At 65.4% G+C, this 22,589-nt stretch carries 20 protein-coding genes; 9 read left to right on the forward strand and 11 right to left on the reverse strand.

Translation table 11 applies throughout. The annotated features are described in order from the left end of the window. Positions 1–2: 2 nt before the first annotated feature. Positions 3–1,028 carry an AbrB family transcriptional regulator gene (locus QP802_RS05135; RefSeq protein ID WP_071573669.1) on the reverse strand — a complete coding sequence of 342 codons (1,026 nt, stop codon included), beginning with the start codon at positions 1,026–1,028 and terminating at the stop codon, positions 3–5. 25 nt (positions 1,029–1,053) lie between these two features. Between QP802_RS05135 and QP802_RS05140 the strand changes: the two genes are divergently transcribed. Then, entirely contained in the window at positions 1,054–1,800 is a 747-nt protein-coding gene (locus QP802_RS05140) for a TSUP family transporter (RefSeq protein WP_284817725.1), read from the forward strand. A 7-nt stretch (positions 1,801–1,807) separates the two neighbouring features. Then, positions 1,808–2,398 carry a TetR/AcrR family transcriptional regulator gene (locus QP802_RS05145; RefSeq protein ID WP_168156206.1) on the forward strand — a complete coding sequence of 197 codons (591 nt, stop codon included), beginning with the start codon at positions 1,808–1,810 and terminating at the stop codon, positions 2,396–2,398. A gap of 16 nt (positions 2,399–2,414) precedes the next feature. On the opposite strand, the gene QP802_RS05150 is transcribed toward QP802_RS05145, so the two are convergent. Further along, positions 2,415–3,878 (reverse strand): basic amino acid/polyamine antiporter, encoded by a 1,464-nt coding sequence (locus QP802_RS05150; protein WP_284817726.1) that lies wholly within the window; start codon positions 3,876–3,878, stop codon positions 2,415–2,417. A 53-nt stretch (positions 3,879–3,931) separates the two neighbouring features. On the opposite strand from QP802_RS05150, the gene QP802_RS05155 reads away from it, so the two are divergent. Further along, complete coding sequence (locus QP802_RS05155) at positions 3,932–4,615, forward strand: Rib/alpha-like domain-containing protein (protein WP_256000615.1); 684 nt, start codon at positions 3,932–3,934, stop codon at positions 4,613–4,615. Here QP802_RS05155 and QP802_RS05160 read toward each other — a convergent pair. Together QP802_RS05160 and QP802_RS05165 are read right to left on the reverse strand one after the other, a co-directional pair. After that, on the reverse strand, positions 4,581–6,773 hold the full coding sequence (locus tag QP802_RS05160; RefSeq protein WP_284817727.1) for an ATP-dependent RNA helicase: 2,193 nt from the start codon (positions 6,771–6,773) through the stop codon (positions 4,581–4,583). The two genes, QP802_RS05155 and QP802_RS05160, sit on opposite strands and share 35 nt — an antisense overlap. After that, on the reverse strand, positions 6,766–7,332 hold the full coding sequence (locus QP802_RS05165; RefSeq protein ID WP_284817728.1) for a sugar O-acetyltransferase: 567 nt from the start codon (positions 7,330–7,332) through the stop codon (positions 6,766–6,768). Before QP802_RS05165 ends, QP802_RS05160 begins: the two co-directional genes overlap by 8 nt. A 434-nt stretch (positions 7,333–7,766) precedes the next feature. Between QP802_RS05165 and QP802_RS05170 the strand changes: the two genes are divergently transcribed. From QP802_RS05170 to QP802_RS11185, 5 genes are read left to right on the forward strand one after another with little or no spacing between them, the layout of a single operon-like run. Continuing rightward, the gene (locus tag QP802_RS05170) at positions 7,767–8,486 is read left to right on the forward strand and encodes an SDR family oxidoreductase (RefSeq protein ID WP_070363308.1); all 720 of its coding nucleotides are present in this window, start codon (positions 7,767–7,769) and stop codon (positions 8,484–8,486) included. Between the two features lie 29 nt (positions 8,487–8,515). Further along, positions 8,516–8,848, forward strand: a complete 333-nt coding sequence (locus tag QP802_RS05175; protein WP_070363307.1) for a heavy metal-binding domain-containing protein — start codon at positions 8,516–8,518, stop codon at positions 8,846–8,848. A 2-nt stretch (positions 8,849–8,850) separates the two neighbouring features. After that, entirely contained in the window at positions 8,851–9,138 is a 288-nt protein-coding gene (locus tag QP802_RS05180; protein ID WP_070477226.1) for an RNA-binding S4 domain-containing protein, read from the forward strand. After that, on the forward strand, positions 9,139–9,903 hold the full coding sequence (locus QP802_RS05185; protein ID WP_070363305.1) for a VOC family protein: 765 nt from the start codon (positions 9,139–9,141) through the stop codon (positions 9,901–9,903). It begins immediately after the preceding gene. Between the two features lie 24 nt (positions 9,904–9,927). Then, positions 9,928–10,746, forward strand: coding sequence for a hypothetical protein (locus QP802_RS11185; protein ID WP_070477228.1), 819 nt, complete (start codon positions 9,928–9,930; stop codon positions 10,744–10,746). 653 nt (positions 10,747–11,399) lie between these two features. Here the strand turns inward: QP802_RS11185 and QP802_RS05195 are convergent. The 7 genes from QP802_RS05195 to QP802_RS05225 form a co-directional block, all read right to left on the reverse strand. Further along, a complete protein-coding gene (locus QP802_RS05195) occupies positions 11,400–13,250 on the reverse strand; it encodes a M13 family metallopeptidase (protein WP_284803843.1) in 1,851 nt (616 codons plus the stop codon). 44 nt (positions 13,251–13,294) lie between these two features. Further along, on the reverse strand, positions 13,295–14,179 hold the full coding sequence (locus tag QP802_RS05200) for a cutinase family protein (protein WP_284817729.1): 885 nt from the start codon (positions 14,177–14,179) through the stop codon (positions 13,295–13,297). An 18-nt stretch (positions 14,180–14,197) separates the two neighbouring features. Continuing rightward, positions 14,198–17,539 (reverse strand): arabinosyltransferase domain-containing protein, encoded by a 3,342-nt coding sequence (locus tag QP802_RS05205; protein WP_284817730.1) that lies wholly within the window; start codon positions 17,537–17,539, stop codon positions 14,198–14,200. Between the two features lie 11 nt (positions 17,540–17,550). Beyond that, positions 17,551–19,536 carry a galactan 5-O-arabinofuranosyltransferase gene (locus QP802_RS05210; RefSeq protein WP_284817731.1) on the reverse strand — a complete coding sequence of 662 codons (1,986 nt, stop codon included), beginning with the start codon at positions 19,534–19,536 and terminating at the stop codon, positions 17,551–17,553. 50 nt (positions 19,537–19,586) lie between these two features. Continuing rightward, positions 19,587–20,351 (reverse strand): decaprenylphospho-beta-D-erythro-pentofuranosid-2-ulose 2-reductase, encoded by a 765-nt coding sequence (locus QP802_RS05215; RefSeq protein WP_256000630.1) that lies wholly within the window; start codon positions 20,349–20,351, stop codon positions 19,587–19,589. Positions 20,352–20,378: 27 nt separating this feature from the next. Then, positions 20,379–21,794, reverse strand: coding sequence for a decaprenylphosphoryl-beta-D-ribose oxidase (locus QP802_RS05220; RefSeq protein WP_070477238.1), 1,416 nt, complete (start codon positions 21,792–21,794; stop codon positions 20,379–20,381). Positions 21,795–21,893: 99 nt separating this feature from the next. Next, the gene (locus QP802_RS05225; RefSeq protein WP_070363299.1) at positions 21,894–22,112 is read right to left on the reverse strand and encodes a hypothetical protein; all 219 of its coding nucleotides are present in this window, start codon (positions 22,110–22,112) and stop codon (positions 21,894–21,896) included. Between the two features lie 31 nt (positions 22,113–22,143). On the opposite strand from QP802_RS05225, the gene QP802_RS05230 reads away from it, so the two are divergent. Further along, positions 22,144–22,587 (forward strand): hypothetical protein, encoded by a 444-nt coding sequence (locus tag QP802_RS05230; protein WP_284817732.1) that lies wholly within the window; start codon positions 22,144–22,146, stop codon positions 22,585–22,587. The last annotated feature ends 2 nt before the right edge of the window (positions 22,588–22,589 follow it).

The raw sequence follows: 22,589 nt of genomic DNA on the forward strand, positions 1-22,589 counted from the left end.
TGCTAGCCGTTGCGTTTGCGATTCTGCCAGTTGACCAACTTCGGCAGGTAACCCGCGAACAGCAGGATGCAGATCAGGCGGATCAGCTGGACCGCCACGACCGCCGGGCCCACCCCGCCCTCCGCGGTGAGTGCCAGCACCGTCTCGAGTGCGCCTGGCGTGGTGGCCAGGTAGCCCTCGTAGAAGCTGATGTTCAGCCACAGCGCCAGCAGCCAGCCCAGTCCGGCGCAGGCTGCCATGAGGGCGGCGATGTAGATGATCGTGATCGGCAGCAGGCGGGAGAACTGCTTCAGGGCAGGTACGGATAGGCCGCCGCCGCACGCCCAGCCAATGCACAAGAACGCTGCGATGTTCAGCGGCTCCGGCGGAACGATGACCACGTCCATGAAGGAGCCGACCACCGCGGTGACGATCATCGGGCCGAAAATCGACGGGTTCGGGATGTGCAGCACCTTCGCGATCGGCTGCCCAACCGCCACCAGCGCCGGCACCAGCAACCACATCCACCAGTAGGGCTCCAGATGCTCCGTGGCGGAGGCGTGCTTGGTAGTGAGCAGCCCCGCCACCACCGGCAGCGTCATCGACACGACGAGCAGGCGCAGGTACTGCGTCAGAGCGACGTAGCGGACGTCGGCACCAATCTCCTTCGCGATGACCGGCATGAGCGACGCACCGCCCGCGAGCAGCGACAACACCCCGGTTTCCTGCGAGATTCCCTTGCGCGCGAGCACCGCGCCGCCCACGTACGCCAGCCCGATCATGCTCGCCGCAGCCAGCAGGCCAGGCAGCAGGAACGGCAACAGCGTCTTCGGGGGGATACCCACCAGCGGCAGTGCCGCCAGCACGCCGATCACGCCGCGTGTGCACGTGAACAGGAGCTCGTTGATGGGGAGGTCGCGTCCGCTGCGCAGCGCCACCGCGCCCGATGCGACGATCGCCCCCAGGATCCACGCGGCCGGGAGGTGCAGCGCGCTGAAGGCCCAACCGAGCGCGATTGACACCGGGACGACAACACACCAACGAAGCATGGCTGTTGATACTACTCTTTAGCGCATGATTGTCGTCCTGCTGATTGCATCACTGGTCGCCGGTTGGATTGACGCCGTCATCGGCGGCGGTGGGCTGGTGCTCATCCCGGTGTTGATGTCCACCACAGGCATGCCTGCCGCCGCCGTCCTGGCGACGAATAAGTTCGCGGCGTTCACCGGCACCTCCTCCGCCGCGGTCACCATGGTGCGCAAGGTCGGGGTTCCGCGCTGCACGTGGGGGTTCGCCCTTGCCGCGCTGTGCGCCTCCGCGGGCGGTGCGCTGGCCGTCGCGCTCGTCAGCGACACCGTGGTGCGCCCGCTCATCATCGTGTTGCTGCTGGCAGTGGGCATTTTCGTCGTGTGTAAGCCGAGCTTCGGTGAGGAGGGAAACCGCATCATCACCCCGCGCCGGGTGGCGCTCGGCGTGGTGGCGGCCCTGCTCGTCGGTGGGTACGACGGCGTCTTCGGCCCCGGCACCGGCATGTTCCTCATCATGGCGTTCACGGCCATCTTCTCCCAGACCTTCCTGGAATCCGCGGCGATGGCAAAGGTCGTCAACACCGCGACGAACATCGGCGCGCTGACCGTGTTCATTGCCGGGGGCTACGTGGACTGGTCGCTGGCAATCGCGCTCGCCATCGCGAACGTGATCGGCGCGCAGCTCGGCGCGCGCACCGTGCTGCAGGGCGGGTCCAAGTTGGTCCGAATCGCCTTATTGACGCTCGTAGTTGTTCTATGCGCGCGGCTTGGGTGGCAAGAATTCATGCAATAATGGCGGCGTGGAAAAGCAGCAGAAGATTCTTAGGCCGGCTCGTAGGGCGGCAACCGAGCAGAAAATTTTCGCGTCGGTGCTCAGCATCGCCCGCGATCGCGGGTTGCACTCTGTAACGATCGACGAGGTTGTGGCGGATTGTGGCGTCGCAAAAACGACGATCTACCGCCGTTACGCTGACCGCCGCGAAATGATCACCGCGGCGCTGGACTCAATCGCGCTCCAGATCCCGATCTACCTCCCCACCACGCGCGCTGAGTTCGTAAAATACATGATTGACCTGCAGCGCTACCTCGACGAGACGCTGGGTGTGCGGCTGATCGGCTCCATCATTGCCAGCGCCGAGCCCTTCGTGTCGCAGTGGCGTCTGCGCCTTGAAACCGAAATCCTCGAGCGGATGGTGGAGGGGATCCGCAAGGGGATGGACGAGGGCCTGTATAACCCGAACATCAACCCGTACGCCTTCGTGGGCATGCTGCTCGGCGGCATAGTTATGCGCCAGGCGTTCAGTGAGGCCTCCGCCGAGCGGCACGCCGAAAACACCGCGACGGTCCTGTGGCCACAGCTGGCTGTGGACCCGGACCGCCGAAACGATTAGAGCTGCTGAGAGCTGACTAGAGCTGTAGAGAGCCGTTGGCCAGGCCGACCACGGCTGCGATAGCGCCCGCGATCACGATCGCCACCACAACCCACTCGAAGCTGTTGAAGAGGCGCTCCTTGTTCGCGATGCGCGTCCACACGTACGGGATGATGCCCGGGACCACGGCGAGCGCGCCGAAGAGCACGTAGACCGGGTCGGCGGCGTAGATCAGCCACATCGAGTACACGAAACCGACCGCGCCGACGATGAGGTGGCGCTGGTTGTCGCTGCGGCTGACCTCCGGACCGGAGTCGTCGAAACGCACGCCCGCGTTCGGGTGGTTAAGCCCCTTGTCGCGCACCGCGAGCAGGATGAGGTACAGCGAGGAGAAGATGTACGGCAGCAGGTACATGATGGTCGCCAGCTGCACCATCGCGTTATAGGACGTCTCGTTGGCGAAGAAGATGATCACGAACAGCTGGATCACCACGGTGGAGATCAGCTGCGCGCGGAACGGGGAGCCCGCCTTGTTGGCCACGCCGAGCGACTGCGGCAGCAGGCCGTCGTTCGCCATGAGCACGATCGGCTCTGCGCACAGCATCTGCCAGGACACGTACGCGCCCAGCACCGACAGGCACAAGCCGATAGAGATGAACACGCCGCCCCACGGGCCGACGACCGCCTCAAGCACGGCACCCATCGAGTTCTCCGGCAGCGCCGCCAGCTCCTCCTGGGTGAGCACGCCGTAGGAGAGCGTGGACACTAAGACCAGCAGCAACAGCACCGACAGGAAGCCGATGATGGTCGCGCGGCCCACGTCCTTGCGGGTCTTCGCCTGCTTCGAGTACACGGAGGCGCCCTCGATGCCGATGAACACCCATACGGTGTAGAGCATGATGCCCTGCAGCTGCTGCGAGAACGGGATCGTCGAGCCCTCTCCCCAGAAGTCCAAGGTGAACTTGTCCCAGGAGAAGCCGAGGAAGGCAACCAGGACGATGAAGCAGAGGATTGGCACCAGCTTGGCCACCGTGGTGACCACGTTCATCACGGCCGCCTGCTTCACACCGCGGGTCAGCATGATGAAGATGCCCCACGTCATCACGGATACCGCCGCGGCCAGCACCCACCGGTTATTCAGCGGGGCGAAGTAGTAGGCCACCGTGGAGAAGAACAGGGTGGCGTAGCCCACCTGCGCCATCACGGAACCCAACCAGTAGCCCAGACCAGAGGTGAACCCGATGAAGTCGCCGAGGCCAGCGCGCACGTAGGAGTATACGCCCGAGTCCAGGTGCGGTTTGCGCCGCGCCAGGATCTGGAACACGAACGCGATGGAGAGCATGCCCACCCCGGCGATAACCCAGCCGATGAGCATTGCGCCGGGGCTCGCCACGGAGCCAATATTTTGCGGCAAGGCGAAGATGCCGGAGCCAATGGTGGAACCAATAATGAGCGACACCAGGGTCCACATGGTCACCGTGTGTGATTGGGCATTAGTCATGGAGAATAAGTTACCTTATGATGAGAGCCGTGAAGCGTCGAAGGAGGTCGGTCATGCGTGGCCGGATTACAGCAGCTGCGTGTGCAGTCATGCTTGCCTGCACCTCCCCACACGCCGTGGCGGTAGAAACTGCGCACGGACAGGCGATCGTGCAGGGCAATTACCCCGTTACAACCGTAACTATCGGTAGTACGGAAACACTACCCCCACCGCTGCCGAGGGGCCAAGCCTGGTACAGCGGCACGAGTATCCCCAGCTGGGCGCACCTTTCTGAAGCCGATGGCTCCATCGAGCTGACGCCATCTGTTGGCGTCGATCCTGGTGATTACCAGTGGCCAGTCGTTGCCCACTACGGCGACGAATCCACGGAAATCATCCCGGTCCGAGTCACTGTGGCGAACCCGGGAACGGATGAAGGCGTGGCGCCGGACTTCCTGAAGCCGCTCGGTTTTGAGCAGATCACGCCGAAGTGTTCCAAGACTTCCTTGGCAGTGGGCATTCCGTTGCTGGCACTGATCCCGCTCGGCTTTGCCACCCAAATGGGGCTACCAATCGTTGCGGTGCAGGACAGCATCAACTTGCAGATCACGAACCTGCCACAGCCAGTCAAAATTCACCTCAAACCGCGCCAGTACAACCGCCGCAATGCGGACCTCGGCATCGCGTCGGTGCTGACGGTCGCTGGCCTAGTCGGCGGCGGCATCATTTATTCAGCGTGCGGTTCGTTCGAGAAGTAGGCGTCGCCGTCCACGGGTCCTCCGGCCACGGGTGCTTCGGGTAGCGCCCACGCATCTCCTTACGCACGTCCTGGTAGGGCCCGTTCCAAAAACTGCGCAGGTCGTCAGTGACCGCCAGCTCGCGCCCCGCGGGGGAGAGCAGGTGGAACAGCACCCGCTGCCCGCCAATCACCGGCGAGTCCGCCAGCCCGAACGCCAGCTGCAGTTTCAGCCGCACGACGGGGCGGCCCGTCGAGTAGTCCAGCTTGCCTTGCGCGATGCGCGTCGGCGCCAGCTCGTCGAGCTTTGAGGCCTCCGGCCACGGCAGTTGCCGCATCAGCGCCTGCCGCATGTCCAGCCCTCTTATTGACGCCCCCCTGGCCAACTGCGCCACCTCCAGCGAGTAGTCGCCCTTGGTCACGTCCGGCCACGGCTCGCCGATGGTGGCGTGCAGGAAATCGAGGCGCTGCTTGAGGGCGGTGGCGGCGCTATCAAGCGCGAAATCTTCGAAGCTGATGTCGCGCAGTGCCTCTTCCACCTCGTGGGGCTCGGGGCGGATCGGGGTGGCGCTCAGTTCGATGGCGCCGATGGCTTTGACCCTGCGTGCGCGCACTTTCCCGTCCACCAGTGATGCGCGCACGTGCTCCTCGACGCGCTCCTGCGGCATCGCAAGCGGTTCCGCCGCGCGGATCACCGCACCCCGCGCAGTGCGCTGCACCTCTGCGGCCGCGATCCACTCCGGGGCGCCGATCGGCACGTCCAGCCGCGCCCTCGTTCCTGAGGCAAGCAGGTACTCGCCCCCGTCGCGCTTGGCCACCCACTGGGGGTACGCCGCCGCGATCACGTCGCCAGGCGCCACCGGCGCTGACTGGTGTACGAGTCTGGCCAGGCGTTTCGCGGGCTGGTCGGCGAGTTTGGCCACCGTGTCCGCAGCGCCCGAGCCGAACTTCACCAACGCGGCCCCCAGCCGCGGATCCACCGGCATGCGCACCAGCTTCTCACCGAGGGCGGTGATGCGGTGCTCATCGTCCAGCGCGCCGATGAGCCGCAGCGTCTCCTGCGCAGCGGCCAAGTGGTGCGCCGGGGGAGGGTCCAGCAGCGGCAAGTCTGGCGACGCCCACGCCGCCAATTGCAGCGCCGCCTGCGTGAGGTCACTCGTCGCGATCTCCGGCGCCACATCCGGTTGAAAGTGCTGGTAGTCCGTCTCCGAGTAGGCCCGCACCACCGTGCCAGGCCCCAGGCGACCGGCGCGGCCCGCCCGCTGGTCCGCACTGCTTTTCGCCGCAGAGACCGTCACCAAGCCCGTCATCCCGCGGGCATCCCGCCGCGGCACCCGGGTAAGCCCGGCATCCACCACGCGGCGCACACCCGGCACCGTCACCGAGGACTCCGCAACGTTCGTCGACACCACCACCGCAGCATCCCCGTAGAGCGCGGCGTCCTGCTCCGCGGAGGACAAGCGGCCGTGGAGCGGAGTGGCGTCGTCAAGAAAGCTGGCGACGAGCTCCACCTCCCGCACCCCCGGCACGAACACCAGGGTGCGCTCCGGCGCCTCCGCGAGGGCGGCCACATGCCGGTAGAACTCGCGCGAACCCTGCATCCGCCCAGCGTGCGGCGCATATGTGACCTCGACGGGGTAGGTCGCCGCCTCCGTGGACAGCACCTCGGCGCCCATGTGGTCGGCGAAGCGGCGCGCGTCCAGCGTCGCCGACATCGCGCACAGGTACAGGTCATCGCGCAGCAGGGCAGTCTCCATGCACATGGCCAGCACCAGGTCGGTGTCCAGGCCACGCTCGTGCACCTCGTCGATGATCACCGCGTTGACGCCCTCCAGGCCAGGGTCCTGCAACAGGCGGTTCAGCAGCACACCCGGCGTCACAAACTCCACCAGCGAACCATCCCGATGCTCACCGCGAATGGAGTAGCCCACCCGCTGCCCAAGCCGCGACCCATCCAGGTCCGCCAGCCGCTTCGCCGCCGAACGCACTGCCACACGCCGCGGCGCCGTCACCAGCGTCTTCCCACACACATTTGCCACCGCCGGTGGCACCAGCGTCGTCTTACCCGTCCCAGGCGGCGCCTCCACCACCAGCGGCCCGGTGCGCGGCAGCTCCCCAATCACCTTCGCGACGGGCAGCCCCTCCCCAATCCGCCCCAGGTCAAACGCGTGCTCAGGCATCCTGCGCAAACTTTCGCTTCACGACGCCCGGCACCCCCGCCACCAAACAGTCATCCGGCACGTCCTTCGTCACCACCGTGCCGGCGGCCACCACACAACGATCACCCACCGTCACGCCAGGCATCACCATCGCACCCGCCCCGAACCAGCAGTCCTTCCCAATCCGAATCGGCTTCGCGATCTCCCATCCCTCAGCCCGCTTCGCTGCATCCTCAACCGGGTGGCCCACCGTGATCAGCTGGCAGCCCGGCCCGAACATCGACCCGTCCCCGATGGTCACCTCCGCAATATCGAGGATGACGCAGTTGAAGTTCATGAAGCACCCCTTGCCGAACCGAGTGTTCAGCCCGAACTCCACATGCAGCGGCGCGAACAGGCCCGGCACGTGCGCACTGTTGGAAAACACCTGCCGCAACAGCTCCTCCGCCCGCGGCTGATCGGTGTTGCCCAAGGCGTTGACCTGGCGCATCAACTCCCACGTCCGGGCGTGTTGGGCGTCGGCCTCCTCGCCGCCGGGGAGGAACCACTGGCCTGAACGCATCTGCTCCATCGAATACATACCAGCCAGGGTACCGGGACCATGCTGTATCCGTTTTGCGCCCAATTTGCTTGAAGCGTGCGCTTCGAAGCGTGCGATGCAGGTCGCGCATTTTCACCCAGCCGGGCTGATTTCCGGCGACCAGCGTCGCACTCCTTTAACACCTCGACCGGAACGAAAAACCCGCGAAAACTAGTCGGCAGCGCGCCATCTCTCCAGCACCACGCACCCAACAGCGCCAAAACCAAGCCTCCAACACACCCCAAAACCGCTTGAAGCGTGCGCTTCGAAGCGTGCGATGCAGGTCGCGCATTTTCACCCGGCCGGGACGATTTCCAGCGATCAGCGTCGCACTCCTTTAACACCTCGACCGGAACGATATGAGGGCGTCGGCACAGGGCACCGGGCTCAGAGAGGCAGCGCGCCGACCCAGCGCGAGCACTACACTGCCAACCATGACAGAGACAACGAAAGTAGCCGTAGTAACGGGAGGCTCCGCCGGGATCGGGGAGGCGTGTGCGCGGGCGCTCGCCGCGGACGGTTGGAAGGTGTACGTGGCGGCGCGCCGGGTGGAGCACTGCCAGGCCATCGCAGAAGAGATCGGGGGCGTGGCGGTGCGCCTTGATGTGACGGATGAGGTGAGTGTGGGGGAGTTGGCGTCGATAATTGAGGGGCCGGTTGGGCTGCTGGTGAATAATGCGGGCGGCGCGAAGGGCCTCGACCTGCTTCGCGACGCGAACCCCGCCGACTGGCAGTGGATGTACGAGACGAACGTGCTCGGCACCATGCGGGTGACGAAGGCCCTGTACCCGCACCTGCTGGAGGCGTCCGGTCTGGTGGTGAACATTGGGTCCGTGGCGGCGACTGACGCGTACAAGGGCGGCAGCGGCTATAACGCGGCGAAGTACGGGCTGCGCGGGATCACGCGGGCGCTGCGACGGGAGGAGGCGGAGAACAACATCCGTGTTACGGAGATTGACCCTGGCCGGGTGAAGACGGACTTCTCCCTGAACCGTTTCGCGGGCGATGCCGAGCGTGCGTACGCGGTGTACGAGGGCAAGTTGAACTTGACCGCGGAGGACATTGCGGAGGCGGTGCGCTGGGTGGCGAGTTTGCCGCCGCACGTGAACATCGATACGTTGTCGATTATGCCGACTGACCAGGCTGAACGCTAAGTGTCGGGGGCGTGGCTTAGACTGGCTGCATGATTCTAAGCACTACTAATTCCGTCGATGGGGGCACCATCGCTGAGTACATGCGCATCGTGGGCGGCGAGGCGATCGTCGGCATGAATGTGTTCAAGGATTTCGCGGCGGGCATTCGCAACATTGTGGGTGGTCGCGCCGCCGCGTGGGAGGCCGACGTCGTGCGCGCCCGCGAGGAGGCCCTGAACGAGCTGTGGCATCGCGCCGCGGAGATGGGGGCTGACGCGGTGGTTGGCGTGAAGGTGGACTACGAGTCCATGGGCGCTGACGGCGGCATGATGTTGGTGTCCGCGGTGGGCACTGCGGTCAAGCTTGCTCCGCCGGTGGTGTAATCATGGCGTTTGATGTGGTGATTTCGGGGGAGAGCATTAAGCTCGGTCAGTTTTTGAAGGTGGCCAACCTTGTGGAGTCCGGCGGGCACGCCAAGGAGCTCATCAACGCCGGCGAGGTCAGTGTCAATGGGGAGGTGGTGCGTGCGCGCGGGCACCTGCTTTTCGACGCCGACTCCGTCACCGTCGGCACCCAAACAGCAACCGTGAGCACCGGCGGGGATGACGGCGACTACTTCGATGAGCGCACCGCGAACGACGATTTCGATCCGGAAAAGTGGAGGAACATGTAAATGCCTGCGTTTCAGGGAACACCAGGGATGCCGTACTGGCAGGACTGCTTGACCAAAGACGTGCAGAAGTCCGCGTACTTCTACTCGAAGGTGCTCGGGTGGGAAGTTACGGGCGAGACGTACCGGGTTGCCCGCAAGGACGGGCTGCCGGTGGCGGGGTTCGTGCCGTCAAAGCAGGAGCGGGACCTGTGGGTGACGTACTTCATGGACGCGGACGGCTCGATTGAGTCACGCGTGGAGCCGCTGGGGGGCAAGGTGCTGAGCTCCCAGGAGGTGGACTTCGGTGTGATGACGGTGTGTGCCGACTCGTCCGGTGGCTTGTTCGGCTTGATGCGCCCGGCGGGGGAGGATGCCTTCGTTGCCGCTGGTGAGCCGGGTGTTTCGGTGTGGTACGAGTGCGTGGCGCCGGATGAGGCCACCGTGGACTTCTACGGGGAGCTGTTCGATTGGGAGCTGCGCAAGGAAAGCGGCTACTACATTGCGCTGCAGGAGGGCGCGGCGTTCTTGGGCCTGCGTCTGGACCCGCGGCTGCAGCAGCACGGCCTTGCGGCGGTCTGGCACTCCTACTTCGGCGTCAAGGACGTTGATGCGGCGTCCCATGCGGTGCGTATGGGTGGCGGCCAGGTGTTGGCTGGTCCGACGCTCAGCCCGTTCGGCCCGATGCTTGGGGCGAAGGACGCCACCGGCGCCAACGTGTACCTGTGCGAGGTGCCGGAGCCGGTCAGCGAGGACGTCAGCGAAGCAGACTCCATCCTGGACCTCTAGGGCGCGAAACGAAGCGGAAGCACTGTGTTGAAGAAGTGGATCGCTGCGCTGCTGGTGTGCGCGCTGATGCCTGCGTTGCAGGGCTTTCACGTGAACCCCGGCTACACGCGGGAGCGCACTGCGCTGGCGGTGGTGCACCCGGACGGCCGGGTGTCGATCTCCCCGGCGGGCGAGGAGCCGCGCGCCGCCCTGTCCCTGGCCAAGCTCTACCTGGGCTACTGGGTGCTCTATAACGGCACGAAGGAGGAGAAGGCGCAGGTGGAGGAGATGGTGCGCGTCTCCAACGACGCGATCGCCGAGGAACTCGACGCCCGCTACCCGCAGGCCATCGACGAGATTGCCGCCGACTTCGAGCTGGAGCGAACGCAGCGCGTCGGCGCGTGGGGCACGACGTTGACGTCTGCGAGGGACGTGGCCACCTTCATCGCGGCCATCCTGTGGGACCCGGTTGCTGAGCCGCTGTTGGACGGGATGCGTCGGCAGTCGCTGGTGGCCTCTGACGGGTTTGGTCAGCAGTTCGGCACCGCGCGTCTGCGCGGCGTGCAGGGTTCCAAGATGGGCTGGGCCAACGAGGCCACCACAGCGACCGCCTCTGTCTCCTGGGGCACCACGCTGGATGAGACGTGGGCGGTGGCGGCGCTGACGAACGGCAGCGCCTACCACAACACCGTCGACGTACGCCGTGGCATCGTGCAGCGCCACGACGCTACGCCCGCGTCAGCGTTCGGCCGTACCAAGTCCGGCAAGAAACTCCGCGGCATCCAGGACCTTGCGCCGGTGCTGGGCCGGGGTAGCGATCACCCCGGTGGAGACGTACTCTTTCACTTCCGCCCCCTCGACTGAGGGCTGTTCCCACGCCGCGTCGGACGCGCGCTGGAGCAGCACCTTCGCGTCGCCGGTTGCTACTGCTGCGGTGGCTTCGGCGGGGAAGGTGAGCACGTAGGCGTCCGCGCCCGCAGGCAGCAGCCCGCAGGAGGAGCCGGTGCCCCACACCGCGACCACGTCCGCGCCTTCCTGGCGTGCGGCATGCACGGCGGAGGCGACGCCAGTCGGGTCGTCTACGTCGTAGGCGCGGGCACCGGCCTGCTCAGCGCAGGCGGCAACCTCGGGGCGCCAGGCGAACTCGCGGGCATCCGCTGGCCCGTCGTAGCAAGACACCACCCACACGCCGCCCTTTGCGGGCGCCTTCGATGAGGTGAACACCTGGCCCAGCGGGGCGTCCTCGACGGAGACGTCCCCGGTCAACGCCACGCCCGGCATCTGGTGATCCACTGCGGAGCCCAGCATTAGCATCGCGGCGTGCGTAATCCGGTCCGGAAGCAACGCCAGGTACTGCGGGGAGTCCTCGTAGGACGCCTCGATGTAGGACACCAGCTGCGCGAGCTGCTCGGACTCCGGCAGGGTGCGCTCCACGCCACCGACCTGGAACTCCTCGGAACCCTGCTCGTTGAGCGGGTAGTGCGCGCCCTCCGCGCCGGGCTGAAGCGACGATTCCTCTACCATATTTTGACCCTTTCCTCCGGGGCGATCCACATCGGGGAGCCGGGCTCCACGTCGAAGGCCTCGTAAAACTCGTCAACGTTGGAGGCGATGACGTTGCAGCGGAACTCGTTCGGCGAGTGCGGGTCAATCGCCAGCAGCTGCGTCGCCATCTCCGGCCGCGCCTTCGAACGCCACACGCGGGCCCACGCCAGGAAGAGCTCCTTCAGGTTCGGCTCGACGTTGTTGTCGGCGCAGTACAGCTGGTACGCCACTACCGCGATACCAAGGCCGCCCAGGTCGCCGATATTCTCGCCGAGCGTGAACTCGCCGTTGACCCCCGCCACGTCCTGGCCCTCCAGCACAGAAGGCACCAGACCCTGGAACTGCTCCACCAGCTTCGCGGTGCGTTCCTCGAAGTGGGCGCGGTCCTCGTCGGTCCACCAGGAGTTGAGGTTGCCGTGGCCGTCGTAACGCGAGCCCTGGTCGTCGAAACCGTGGCCGATCTCGTGGCCAATCACCGCGCCGATCGCGCCGAAGTTGCGCGCCGGGTCCGCCTCCGGGTCGAAGAACGGCGGCTGCAGGATCGCGGCAGGGAAGGTGATGTCGTTGACCACTGGGTTGTAGAACGCGTTGACGGTCTGCGGGGTGGTCACCCACTCGGAGCGGTCCGAAGGCTTGCCGATCTTGCCCAGCTGGTAGTCATGCTCGAAGGCGGCGCCGCGGCGCACGTTGGCCACCAGCTGCTCACCGGAAGGGTCAAAGGTCAGGCCCTCGTAGCTGCGCCAGGTTTCCGGGTAGCCGATCTTCGCCTGGAACAGGCGCAGCTTCTCCAGGGCGCGCTCGCGGGTGGCGGGTGTCATCCACGGAAGGTTGCTGATGCGCTGCTCGTAGGCGCGCACGAGGTAGTCCACCAGGGAGAGCATCTGCTCCTTCGACTTGGCGGGGAAGTGGCGCGCCACATACTCCTTGCCGATCTCCTCGCCCACCAGCGACTCCACCAGCCCCACGCCGCGCTTCCAGCGGTCGCGCTGCTGCGTCGCGCCGGAGAGCACCGTGCCGTAAAACTCGAAGTTCGCCCGCCCGATCTCCTCGGTGAGCACGCTTGCGCGCGAGCGCAGCACGGTCCACGCCGCCCACAGTTGCCAGTCGGCGAGGGTTTCGGGGCGAAGCATCGTCGCTAAGTCCTCGGTGAAGGAGGGCATCATGTTGATCACGCGGCCGTCGCGAAGCCCGGCGCCGCGCAGCATCGTCACAATTATCGACGGCAACTCCGCCAACTCCACCGGGTTGTAGGTAGCCATCGCGTCCCGGCTGCGCACCACATCCCAGTGGCTGGCCGCCACCTGGGTCTCCAGGTTCATGATGCGCTGCGCCGCCACCTCAGGCGTAAGCCCCAGCAGGTACGCCGGGTCCAAAAACGCCAGCATGCGGGCCACGTGCTTCTGGTAGGTGGCGCGGGTCTCCGCGTGGGCGTCCTCCCGGTAGTAAGCCTCATCCGGCAGGCCAAGGCCGGATTGGACAAGGTAGGGCACGCTGTCCTCGCCCTGGGAGTCCTTTTCAACCCAAAAGGCCAGGGGGGAGCCGACACCCGTGCGGTCGAGCACGCCCAGGTTGTGGGCGAACTCCTCGATATCTTTCACCGCGATCAGGTCCAGGTCCGGCTGCAGAGGCGCGGTGCCTGCGGCGTTGATGGCGTCGGTATCCATGAAGGAGGCGAACAGGTCGCTGGTCTCCGAGACGATCGTGTGGACGTCCTCCTCCGCCTTGTCGCGCAGGGCGTAGAAGGAGCCGTCGATACCGCGATCGGCTGGGATCTCGTGGGATTCGACCCACTCGCCGTTTACGTGATGAAAAAGATCATGCATGCCCACAACTCTAACGTGTGGGGCGGACATGCGCGTCGGCGGGACTAGCGGTGGTTGGCGATCCAGTTCGCAGCCTCATGCTGCTGCGCCAGCGTGTAGGACCCGTGCGCACCGATCGAGTGGATGATGCTGCTCGTGCGGCCGTCGTTCGCGCGCGCGATGTCAATCACCCAGCGGGGCATCCCGCCGCTGCTCAGGTTGACGTCCATCGCAGGGTCGACGATCTCGCGCTGATCCTCCGACGGGGAACACACGATGTCGCCGGTGTTGCAGATCTCCAGCACGCGCTCACCGAGGTCGCCATAGCCGCCCTCCAGCTCACCGAGCGCGCCGCGCACGTGTGGCGACGTTCCCACAGACATCACCGCACCGTTCCCGCCCTGGTAGGGGCTGGAAAACAGGGCAGCCGAGACGACGCGCTCCTTCGCGATAGGGCCACGGTCATGCGCAATGTTATTCAGCATCCGCGACACAATATCCGCGCCGAGGGAGTAGCCAGTGAAGCTGAAGCGCGCGTTCGGGCAGGCGTTCGCGATGCCCGCGACGGCCTTCTTCGTCTCCGCGTACCCGCGGTTCGACGCCGTCTGGTACTGCGTGGTGGCGAACGGCGCGGCGTCGTACGCGATCCACAGCGGCTGAATCTGCCCACCCGTATACAGCTGGGTAAGCACGCCCGTGAGCCACACGTTCCCGCCGTGCGGCAGGTTGCGCGGTAGCCCCGGCATCGTATTGACGCCACCCGGCACCGCAATCAAGTACTCCGACTTGCAGCCCTGCGACTTCAGCAGGCTCGGCAGGCGGAACGACGGTGCGATCGGCGCCGGCAGCTGCAGCTGCTGCGCAGAGGCCGGAGCCGCCGCACCAACCGCGACAAGGGCGGCGGTAGCGGCGGCAACAAGAACGGAGCGGAGGGATGCGAAAGCGCGCATGGCGCCTCATCTTAGCTGTTAGACCTCCCGAATCTTCATCGGGCCTGGGGTCCACCACCCTGAACGGGTGACCTCCTCCAGCTGGATCTCCGCGAGCGCTGGCACCTCACCGATGGAGTTCGTGCGCAGCTGGTAGCGGGACAGGGAACCCCAGTCGCGCTGCCAGTCGCCCTTCATGTACCCCGGCACCTGGTAGGAGTAGTTCACGGCCTCCGCGGTGGACAGCGCACCGCCGCCCAGGAAGTCCATGAATCCGGACAGCTGCTGCTTACCCGGTGCGTCAGGCATGATGCGGAACTCCGGGATCTCGGTCACGCCAGCGAAGTGGTTGAACGTGCGCTGGCACGGGTACTGGAAGGCCACCGACCAGTCGAGCAGGCCCGGGGTGTCCGAGTCGAACATCTTGTTCAGCGGCTGCAGCGTCGGGTTGCGCAGCGGGGTGACGGCCATCCAGTCGTCTTCCGCAAGGGAGGCGTCCTCGGCGACGAGGCGCACCACGTTTGCCTCCTCGGGCAGGTCCGCGATGGGGTAGCGCAGGTTGCGCCACTTCGGCGTCGGCCCCTGGTCCAGCATTTCTGCCTCGCCCAGGGTCTTTATCGAGCCGTCGTCGCTGCGCACGCCGTACTCCAGCACCAGCTCGGCACCTTCCTTTTCGACGCCATTAATGTCGTGGTGCGCGATCTTGCCAGCCACGGACGTGACCAGCAGGGGGGCGTCGTCACGCTTCTGTGGCAGTTCGAACCAGGTGGTTTCCAGGTAGGCCGTGCGCGTCGCGCGCTCGTCGTATGTGCCCAGCAGCGGGATGCGGTTGAAGTCCAGGTTGAACGGCAGGCGCACCGTCGACCCGTTGACGCCACGCAGCGTGAACGGGCGGTTGCCCTCGACGCTGCGTGCATCCGAGGAGAGCTCAGGCTCCTCGTTTGCATCGGACTGGACGGTCTCGATGGCGGTGTCGTCGCCCGATTTCGTATCCGTGGTGTCGGCGTTGTCGTCCGCGATCGTGGCAGGCACGCCGTCCGGGTAGAACGCGCGGTTCACCCCGGAGTCCAGCGAGCGGCCCAGCGGCACCCCGTCGACAGGGGTGAGGAAGGAATCGTTCGTGTCGGTCTCAAGCAGAATCTCGCTGCCGAGGGCGCAGATGTCACCCTTGAACGTCTTCACGTTGCCCATGCCCACCGAGTAGTTCGGGGTCTGCTCCGCAAACGCCTTCACGAAGGTGAGGCACGAAAACGCCACCATGAGTACCGCGGCGACGGCGATCGGCGCGGCCATCACGCCAGCCCAGCGCGACGCCGCCGCGCGCTCCCGCACAGAATCAGGGCGCGGCCGCAGCCACTGGACGACGCCCACCAAGGCAATCACCAGCGTAATTCCGAGCAAAACAGTGTTCGCCTCGATGCCCTTCACCTGTGGGTTCTTGTCCCACCACGGCACGCCGAAGGAGGACACGTACCACCACGCGTTCCAGCCCGCCAGACTCAGGGACACCAGGAAGAGCACCGCGGCGATCGCAAAGGAGCGGTTGCGCGCCGACTGCAGCGCAAAGTGAGACAGCACCACCGCGCCGAGTGCTGCGACCACACCGCCGATACCCGCGTAAATACCGAAGTGGTGCGTCCACTTCGTCGGGGTGAACATCAGGAAGAACGTGGACAGCCCGATGATCAGCATCAGGCGCTGCGTCGGCTTCGCAGGCGTGCCTGGGATCGCGCCGTGGCGTGCCATCGAAAACAGGATGAGGACTACGCAGAAGGCGAAGACCAGCATCGGGAAGCGGCGCGACAGCGAGCCGTCGACAGCTTCCTGGAACAGCGTGCCGTAGCGCACCCACTCCGAGTACCAGGACAGCGCCGGGCCGACCTCGCCGCGCACCTTGGTGGCCTCCAATACGGTCGCCAGGGTCTGGTCCTTGAACACCGGCACCATCACGGCGAAGCCCGCCGCCAGAAACGCCGCTATGTACGCGATGCCCGGGGCAATCGCGCGTCGCTTGTTCATGATGCGGAACACCTCAGGCAGGCAGATCAGGAACACGCCCACCGCCGCCAGACCCGTCGGGCCACAGGCCAGCGTGAACGCCGCCACCACCGTGCCCAGCGCCGCCGGGGCCAGTCGCTTCGTGGCGATCGTGCGCTCAAACAGCGCCCACGTCAGCGTCAACCCCATCGCGATAATCGGCTCCGGGCGGGTGCCGTTGTTGTACGGCAGCCAGAACGCCAGGAACACAAACGCTGCAGTCCAGTACGCCATGCGGCGGTCCGCGATGACCGCGCCGAAGCGCGGCAGCAGCTCGCGGGAAATCAGCCACCACACCAAGATGGCGGCCAGCAGCGTCGGCAGGCGCATCCACATCGACGCCGTCGTCACCTTCGCCAACAACGCCAACACGTCATAGAACGGGGAACCGAACGGCGCCTCGGGCACGCCGTACCAGCGGTAATAGTTCGCCATGTAGTCCGAGTCGTTCGAGACCCGCGCCATCGTCAGCAGGAAGCCGTCATCCGAGGTGTTCGCGCCGAACACGTGCCAGAACCCCAGCACCGCCAGCACCACCGCGTCCAGCGGCTTGAACGTGCGCCAACGACGGTTGAACAGCGGGATACGACGCCCATCCAGCTGATCCAGGCGCCACAGCCCCCACAGGCTCACCGCCATCGCGGCCAGCCCCAGCCACATCGCCAGCGACTTCACCAGGGTCGGGCTGGACGTAAAGCGAGAGTTGATCTCGATGTTGGCGGCGAGCCCGGCGTCAATAAGCTGCGCCGACGACTCCTCCTTCAGCTCCGAGTACAACCCACTGAGCTGCGGGCGATAATCATCCTCGAGGACCTCCTCGAAGCTGGTGCCCGGCACCGAAATTTCCGCCTGCTCATCCGTGATGTGCACCCGCAGCTGCTTGTCCGGGCCGATACCCGCCAGCTCGCCGGGGCTCAACTCGAAGAGCACCTTATTAATCGAGCTGACCACCAACCCGCCATCCGGCGCGGACACAAACATGCCACGGTCGGTCGCCTCCTCCGAGGACGCAGGCAGCGTCGACACAATGATGTTCTGGCCTTCACGCAGGTGACGCGTCGCCTCCAGTGGCACCGTCATGTCAATCTCCTGCGGCGCCAGCGAAATCAGCGGGGCATTCACCGACCCCACCGAGCCGCCTTGCGGCCACTGCACTGACGACTGCACCTGCGTCACAGGCAGCAGCGGCGTCAGCAGCAGCAACACGAAGGCGATGAAGCCGGACACGACGGTCGCAGCCACCAGCTGGCGCGGGGCGCGCCGAGGTTGTTGCGCGCCGGGCGTGCTCGCCGCACTCTGTGGGTTCGCAGGGTTCACGGGATTCACGGATGTCTCAGTTGTCACAGGGGCATACTCTACTTCTCAGGCGTGGCGGCATTGCGAACCACCACGACAAACGGACCAATCTGCTTCGCGTCCCACGTCTCGCGGGGGAACGCCTTCGGGTTAAAGAACAGGCCTTCGTAGCGCACGTTCGGCTCGCTCGGGAAGATGTTGTGGCCGATGTGCGTCTTCCACGCCACATCCCGGTTCTCGGTGGCGTCCTCGCGCAGGTCATCGCTCATGGTTCCGCGGAAAATGAATGCCTGCGGCGCCGTCCACTTCGTGTCCTGCATCGCTGCGTCGAGCTTCTCGGGGGCGTCGAAGGAGAGCTTCGCCCACTGCGAAAGCGCCTCGTTGCGCAGGTGGAACTCGCCCAACGGGTTGGCGTAATGGCTGGTGAACGCGTTGAAGCCGTGGTAGGGCTTGAACGCCATGAAGTTGATTTCATCCGTGTACACCACGGTCTCCCCAGGGGTGTAGCCGTGGGACTGGATGAACTCGTCGATCTCGCCGTAGTAGCGGCCCGGGTCCGGCGGGAAGCGGTCGGCGCGCTCGCCGAAGCCGTCCGTATCCGAGTACGCCTGGTCAATGTGCGCCTCGTTGAGTGCCGGGATGCGCTGCACGAACGAGAGCGTGCCCGCAGCCACCACGATGATGAGCACCGCGGTGATCACGCGCTGCGTGCGCTCCTTGAAGTGGCCCGGGTAGTAATAATCGACGCCAGCAGTGCGCAAGTCCGCCACCGCGAAGATACCCACGGTGGAAAACAGCAGCATCAGCAGCACCTCGATGCGGAAGCCCAGCAGGGACGTGCCCAGCAGCGACGCAAACATCGAGACGATCACCCAGGTGTAGCAGACCACCACCATCACAGCTAACGACGCCACCTCAGGCACATGCAGGCGCCCAACCATGAAGATCAGGCCCAACACCGACAGCACGCCGATGATGGACAGGGAGAAGAACGGCAGCGGGATCACCGTGCCCTGGGCGGGCAGGAAGTGGTTCGCGGTGTGGCGCACGTCGAAACCGCCGAAGACCGACTGGTACAGGTACGGAGCCCAACCAATCGCCGCGATGCACAGCGCACCCACCCCGGAAGCCAAAAGGTGCACGACGGGGCCGCGCGCGAACTTGCGGCGGAACCACAACAGCACCGCGATCACCACAACGGTCAGCGCGGCGATCGCAGTAAACAGGGTGTAGAACATGGCGGAAACGCCCAGGTAGAGCGCCAGCACCACCGTGGCTTGCCAGGAGCCCGTCAGCGCCTTGTACGCGGTGACAGCGGCCGCGGGGGCGAAGAGGGCGACGATCGCCGCGTAGGGCTCGTCAGGCGTCTCGGTGAGCACGATGCCCGTCGATACGAGCGCGATCAGCGTGGATACCGGCAGGGAGCCGCACAGCTTCCGCCAAATCGGTACCAGCGCGCACGCCGCAGCAGCCAGCGATACCAGCGCCCACGGCTGGTATACCTCCCAGCCTTCCATGCCCAGCAGGTGCGCGAGGCGCCCGCCGAGCCAGAACCACCCAATCGGGTAGAAGGTAGGCAGGTCCAGGTAGTTCATGTCCTGGTTGGTGGCCACCTCGGTCATCCGGCTCAAGAACTGGGTACGAAAGCCCTGATCCACCTGGATGCCGTCCAGCCACAGGCGTGTCGACGCCAGCGGGATCCCCAACGCCGTAATCACCAGACCAGCCGGGGCCAGCCCGCAGACAGCCTGGCAAAGCACGCGCACCGGCCGCGACAGGCGCTTCCGCACCCACGCCCAGCACGCCAACGCCGCGCACAGAATCACAACGAAAGAGCCGCCCGTGGATAGAGCGCGCGTCACCATCGAGGTATTAAACGCAGGCAGCGACGTGGAGTGCAGCACGTACCACACCGCCAACGTCACCACCGCCGCGCTGGCACCGGCCGCAAGCATGCGCAAGACCGCCGACGTCCATGACACAGCGTCAGGCTCGTAGTCGACGGTCTTGAACTCCAGCGTGGGTTGGATGGATGTATCTGTCATGCACACAGTTTGGCACATCGCAGCGCATCCACCACGTTCCCCGCCGGGAATTAGAAGTTGAGCTTGCGCATAATCCCTGCCGGGATGTGCTGCAGCACCAAGGAAATCGGGCCGAACAGCTTGTGCACAAACACGCTTGGCTCGCCCTTCAACGCAGCCTCAACGGCAGTCTGCGCCACCTCCTCCTTATCGACGGTCAGCGGAGCCTCCTCCAACCCATCCGTCATCTTGGTACGTACCTGGCCTGGGCGAACCACAGTCACCTTCACGCCGGAGTCACGAAGCGCCTCACCCAACTGGAGGTAGAAGGCATCCATGCCAGACTTCGACGCGCCGTACACAAAGTTGGAGCGACGCACGCGCTGGCCCGCAACGGAGCTCATCGCGATGATGGTGCCGTGGCCCTGGCGCTTCATCTCCTGGCCCAACAGCACGCCGACGGACACGAACGCGGTGTAGTTCACCTGCGCCGACTCCACGGCTGCCGCCTGGTCCTGCCACAGCTGCTCCTGGTCACCCAGGGTGCCGAAGGCAACCACGGCGACGTCAACATCGCCACCGGAGAACGCCTGCTTGATCACGTCCGGGTGAGACGCGAAATCGGTCGCGTCGAAGTCCAGGACCTCAACGGAGCCTGCACCTGCGTTGGTGACCTCAGCAACGGCGGCGTCGATACGCGGGGAGCTCTTGCGAGCCGCGAGGGTGACATTCGGATTGCCGCCGCGGGTGACGAACTCGCGCACGATGGCGAGGCCGATGTCCGAGGTGCCACCCACGAGCAGAATGTTTTGCGCTTGGCCTACTGCATTCAACATGTGAAAAATCTCCTTCAGGTAGTTCAGCTAGTTCAGCTCGAGGCGGCGGGACATGTCGGAAGCGAAGACGCCGGTCGGGTCGATCTCGCGGCGGGTCTTCAGCCAGCCCTCCAGACCTGGGTACATCTTGTGGAACTTCTCCGCCGACGTACGGGACTCCTTCGCCAGGTAGAGGCGGCCACCGAACTCCATCACCTGGTCATCCAGGCGGTCCAGGAACTCGTTGAGGCCCGGGCGGATCGGGAAGTCCACGCAGACGTTCCAGCCCTTCATCGGGTAGGACAGCGGCGCGCGGTTGCCCTCGCCGAACAGCTTGAACACGTTCAGCGCCGTGTAGTGGCCGGAGGACTGGATCTGGTAGATGATGTCCTTGAACGGCTCCACAGCGGTCGTCGGCACCACGAACTGGTACTGCAGGAAGCCCGCGCTGCCGTAGCCGCGGTTCCACTCACCAATCAGGTCGAGCGGCTGGTAGAACTGCGTCAGGTTCTTGATGTCATTCTTGCTCGGGGCGCCCATCATGTAATAGGCCTCGCCGATGGCGGACAGCGTCAGCTTGTTCATGGTCCACGACGGGAAGATGTCCGGCACCGTCATCAGCTGAGGCGCCTTGAAACGCAGCGGATCCTTCGCCAGCTTCGGCGCGTACTCCTCCAGCTGCGCCAGCGTCGCCAGTGAGCCACGGGAGATGGTGGAACGGCCCGTCTTCGGCGGTGCGGAGATGGCGTCGAACCACGCGGAGGAGTAGGTGTAGTTGACCTCGGAGCCGTCCGAGTGCAGCGCGATCGTCTCATCCAGGGTGCTGGTGCGCTCCGTGTCAGACAGGAAGTACGCGGTCTCTGTCTTCGTCATCTGGATGCGTGCGCGCAGGATGATGCCGGTCAGGCCCATGCCGCCGACCGTCGCCCAGAACAGCGTGCCGTCCGGGTCGTCCGCGCTGCCTTCCGGCTCGAGGTGCAGGACGCGGCCGTCCGCCACCAGCAGCTCCATGGAGACCACGTGGTCGCCGAAGGAACCAGCGGAATGGTGGTTCTTACCGTGGATGTCCGGACCGATCGCGCCACCGATGGTGACCTGGCGGGTGCCCGGCAGGACCGGAACCCACAGGCCGTACGGCAGGGCCGCCTTCATCAGCTGGTCCAGGTTGACGCCCGAGTCCACGTCGACGATGCCGGTCTCCGGATCAATCGAGTGGATCTTGTTCAGCTCGTTGATGTCGATGACCAGGCCGCCACCGTTCTGTGCCGGGTCGCCGTAGGAGCGGCCCAGACCACGGGCGATGACGCCGCGGCGAGCGTGCTCAGGCAGGCTCTCGTTATCCTGCGCGACCTGTGCGACGGCTTGCTTGATGACCTCCACGTCAGGCGTGGACAGCACATGCGCAGTCGACGGAGCCGTGCGGCCCCAGCCGTAGAGTGACTTAAGATTGGTGTGTAGTTCCATCTCTTTCGCTTCTTCTTGTCGTCGTTGCTTCGCCGAAGTGCGAAGACATTCGGTTCGAGTCTAAATGATGTAAGTCGAAAAACCTATAAAAACATCATACTAAAGGTCCATAAGCTCCCTGATTTCTGCAGGAAGCTCCTCCTGCGACGTAATTTCCGGCTTCCCCGCAGCCTTGTGCTCCCGCAGCAGCTCATAGATGCGCCCACGCGACATCGAATCCACAAACGGCAGCTCCTCCGCGAACAGCCTCACCATGTAATCGGACAGCGGCACCTCGACGCGCTGCGCCGCCTCATGAATCTCCTCATGCTTAGTCATGCTTTTCACCCTACTAGTAGCATTGGACACCATGACTGACACGATTCAATCACTTGTCGACGAGCCCACCATCGACTACAACGCCCTCGACGACACCTTCGGCGGCCAGTGCATCCAAGCCGCCTACATCCTCGCCGCCGCCTCCGTCCCCGACTTCACCACGCGCAAAGCGCTGGCCTGGACCCTCCTCGGCGCCGCCAACCTCGCGACCATCGCCGCCTTCAACGCCTTCGACGAGGACCCCCGCAACGACCTGACCGCCGTCCTCGAATCCGAACAGGGCGAAGCCGAATCCATCGCCACCACCTGGTTCACCATCGGCGGCATCGCCGTGGCGGCCGCCGGCGCCTTCGCCGCCGGGGTGCAGGTGCAGAAGAAACTGGCAGGCTGGCTGAGCCGGAGGGGCGTCGCAAAGCCCAACGTGGCGATCGGCACCGTCGCAGCCCTCGCGTACCTCGGGGCGAAACAACTGTGAGC

Source organism: Corynebacterium sp. UMB10119B (assembly GCF_030228125.1).
Taxonomy (GTDB): Bacteria; Actinomycetota; Actinomycetes; order Mycobacteriales; family Mycobacteriaceae; genus Corynebacterium; species Corynebacterium pseudogenitalium.

Excerpts from the sequence above, each read along its gene's own strand:
- QP802_RS05165 (WP_284817728.1), bottom strand. The coding sequence starts at position 7,332 with ATGTATTCGATGGAGCAGATGCGTTCAGGCCAGTGGTTCCTCCCCGGC.
- QP802_RS05185 (WP_070363305.1), top strand. The coding sequence starts at position 9,139 with ATGCCTGCGTTTCAGGGAACACCAGGGATGCCGTACTGGCAGGACTGC.
- QP802_RS05175 (WP_070363307.1), top strand. The coding sequence starts at position 8,516 with ATGATTCTAAGCACTACTAATTCCGTCGATGGGGGCACCATCGCTGAG.
- QP802_RS05220 (WP_070477238.1), bottom strand. The coding sequence starts at position 21,794 with ATGGAACTACACACCAATCTTAAGTCACTCTACGGCTGGGGCCGCACG.
- QP802_RS05140 (WP_284817725.1), top strand. The coding sequence starts at position 1,054 with ATGATTGTCGTCCTGCTGATTGCATCACTGGTCGCCGGTTGGATTGAC.
- QP802_RS05150 (WP_284817726.1), bottom strand. The coding sequence starts at position 3,878 with ATGACTAATGCCCAATCACACACGGTGACCATGTGGACCCTGGTGTCG.
- QP802_RS05180 (WP_070477226.1), top strand. The coding sequence starts at position 8,851 with ATGGCGTTTGATGTGGTGATTTCGGGGGAGAGCATTAAGCTCGGTCAG.
- QP802_RS05230 (WP_284817732.1), top strand. The coding sequence starts at position 22,144 with ATGACTGACACGATTCAATCACTTGTCGACGAGCCCACCATCGACTAC.
- QP802_RS05210 (WP_284817731.1), bottom strand. The coding sequence starts at position 19,536 with ATGACAGATACATCCATCCAACCCACGCTGGAGTTCAAGACCGTCGAC.
- QP802_RS05160 (WP_284817727.1), bottom strand. The coding sequence starts at position 6,773 with ATGCCTGAGCACGCGTTTGACCTGGGGCGGATTGGGGAGGGGCTGCCC.
- QP802_RS05200 (WP_284817729.1), bottom strand. The coding sequence starts at position 14,179 with ATGCGCGCTTTCGCATCCCTCCGCTCCGTTCTTGTTGCCGCCGCTACC.
- QP802_RS05195 (WP_284803843.1), bottom strand. The coding sequence starts at position 13,250 with ATGCATGATCTTTTTCATCACGTAAACGGCGAGTGGGTCGAATCCCAC.
- QP802_RS05225 (WP_070363299.1), bottom strand. The coding sequence starts at position 22,112 with ATGACTAAGCATGAGGAGATTCATGAGGCGGCGCAGCGCGTCGAGGTG.
- QP802_RS05135 (WP_071573669.1), bottom strand. The coding sequence starts at position 1,028 with ATGCTTCGTTGGTGTGTTGTCGTCCCGGTGTCAATCGCGCTCGGTTGG.
- QP802_RS05215 (WP_256000630.1), bottom strand. The coding sequence starts at position 20,351 with ATGTTGAATGCAGTAGGCCAAGCGCAAAACATTCTGCTCGTGGGTGGC.
- QP802_RS05155 (WP_256000615.1), top strand. The coding sequence starts at position 3,932 with ATGCGTGGCCGGATTACAGCAGCTGCGTGTGCAGTCATGCTTGCCTGC.
- QP802_RS05170 (WP_070363308.1), top strand. The coding sequence starts at position 7,767 with ATGACAGAGACAACGAAAGTAGCCGTAGTAACGGGAGGCTCCGCCGGG.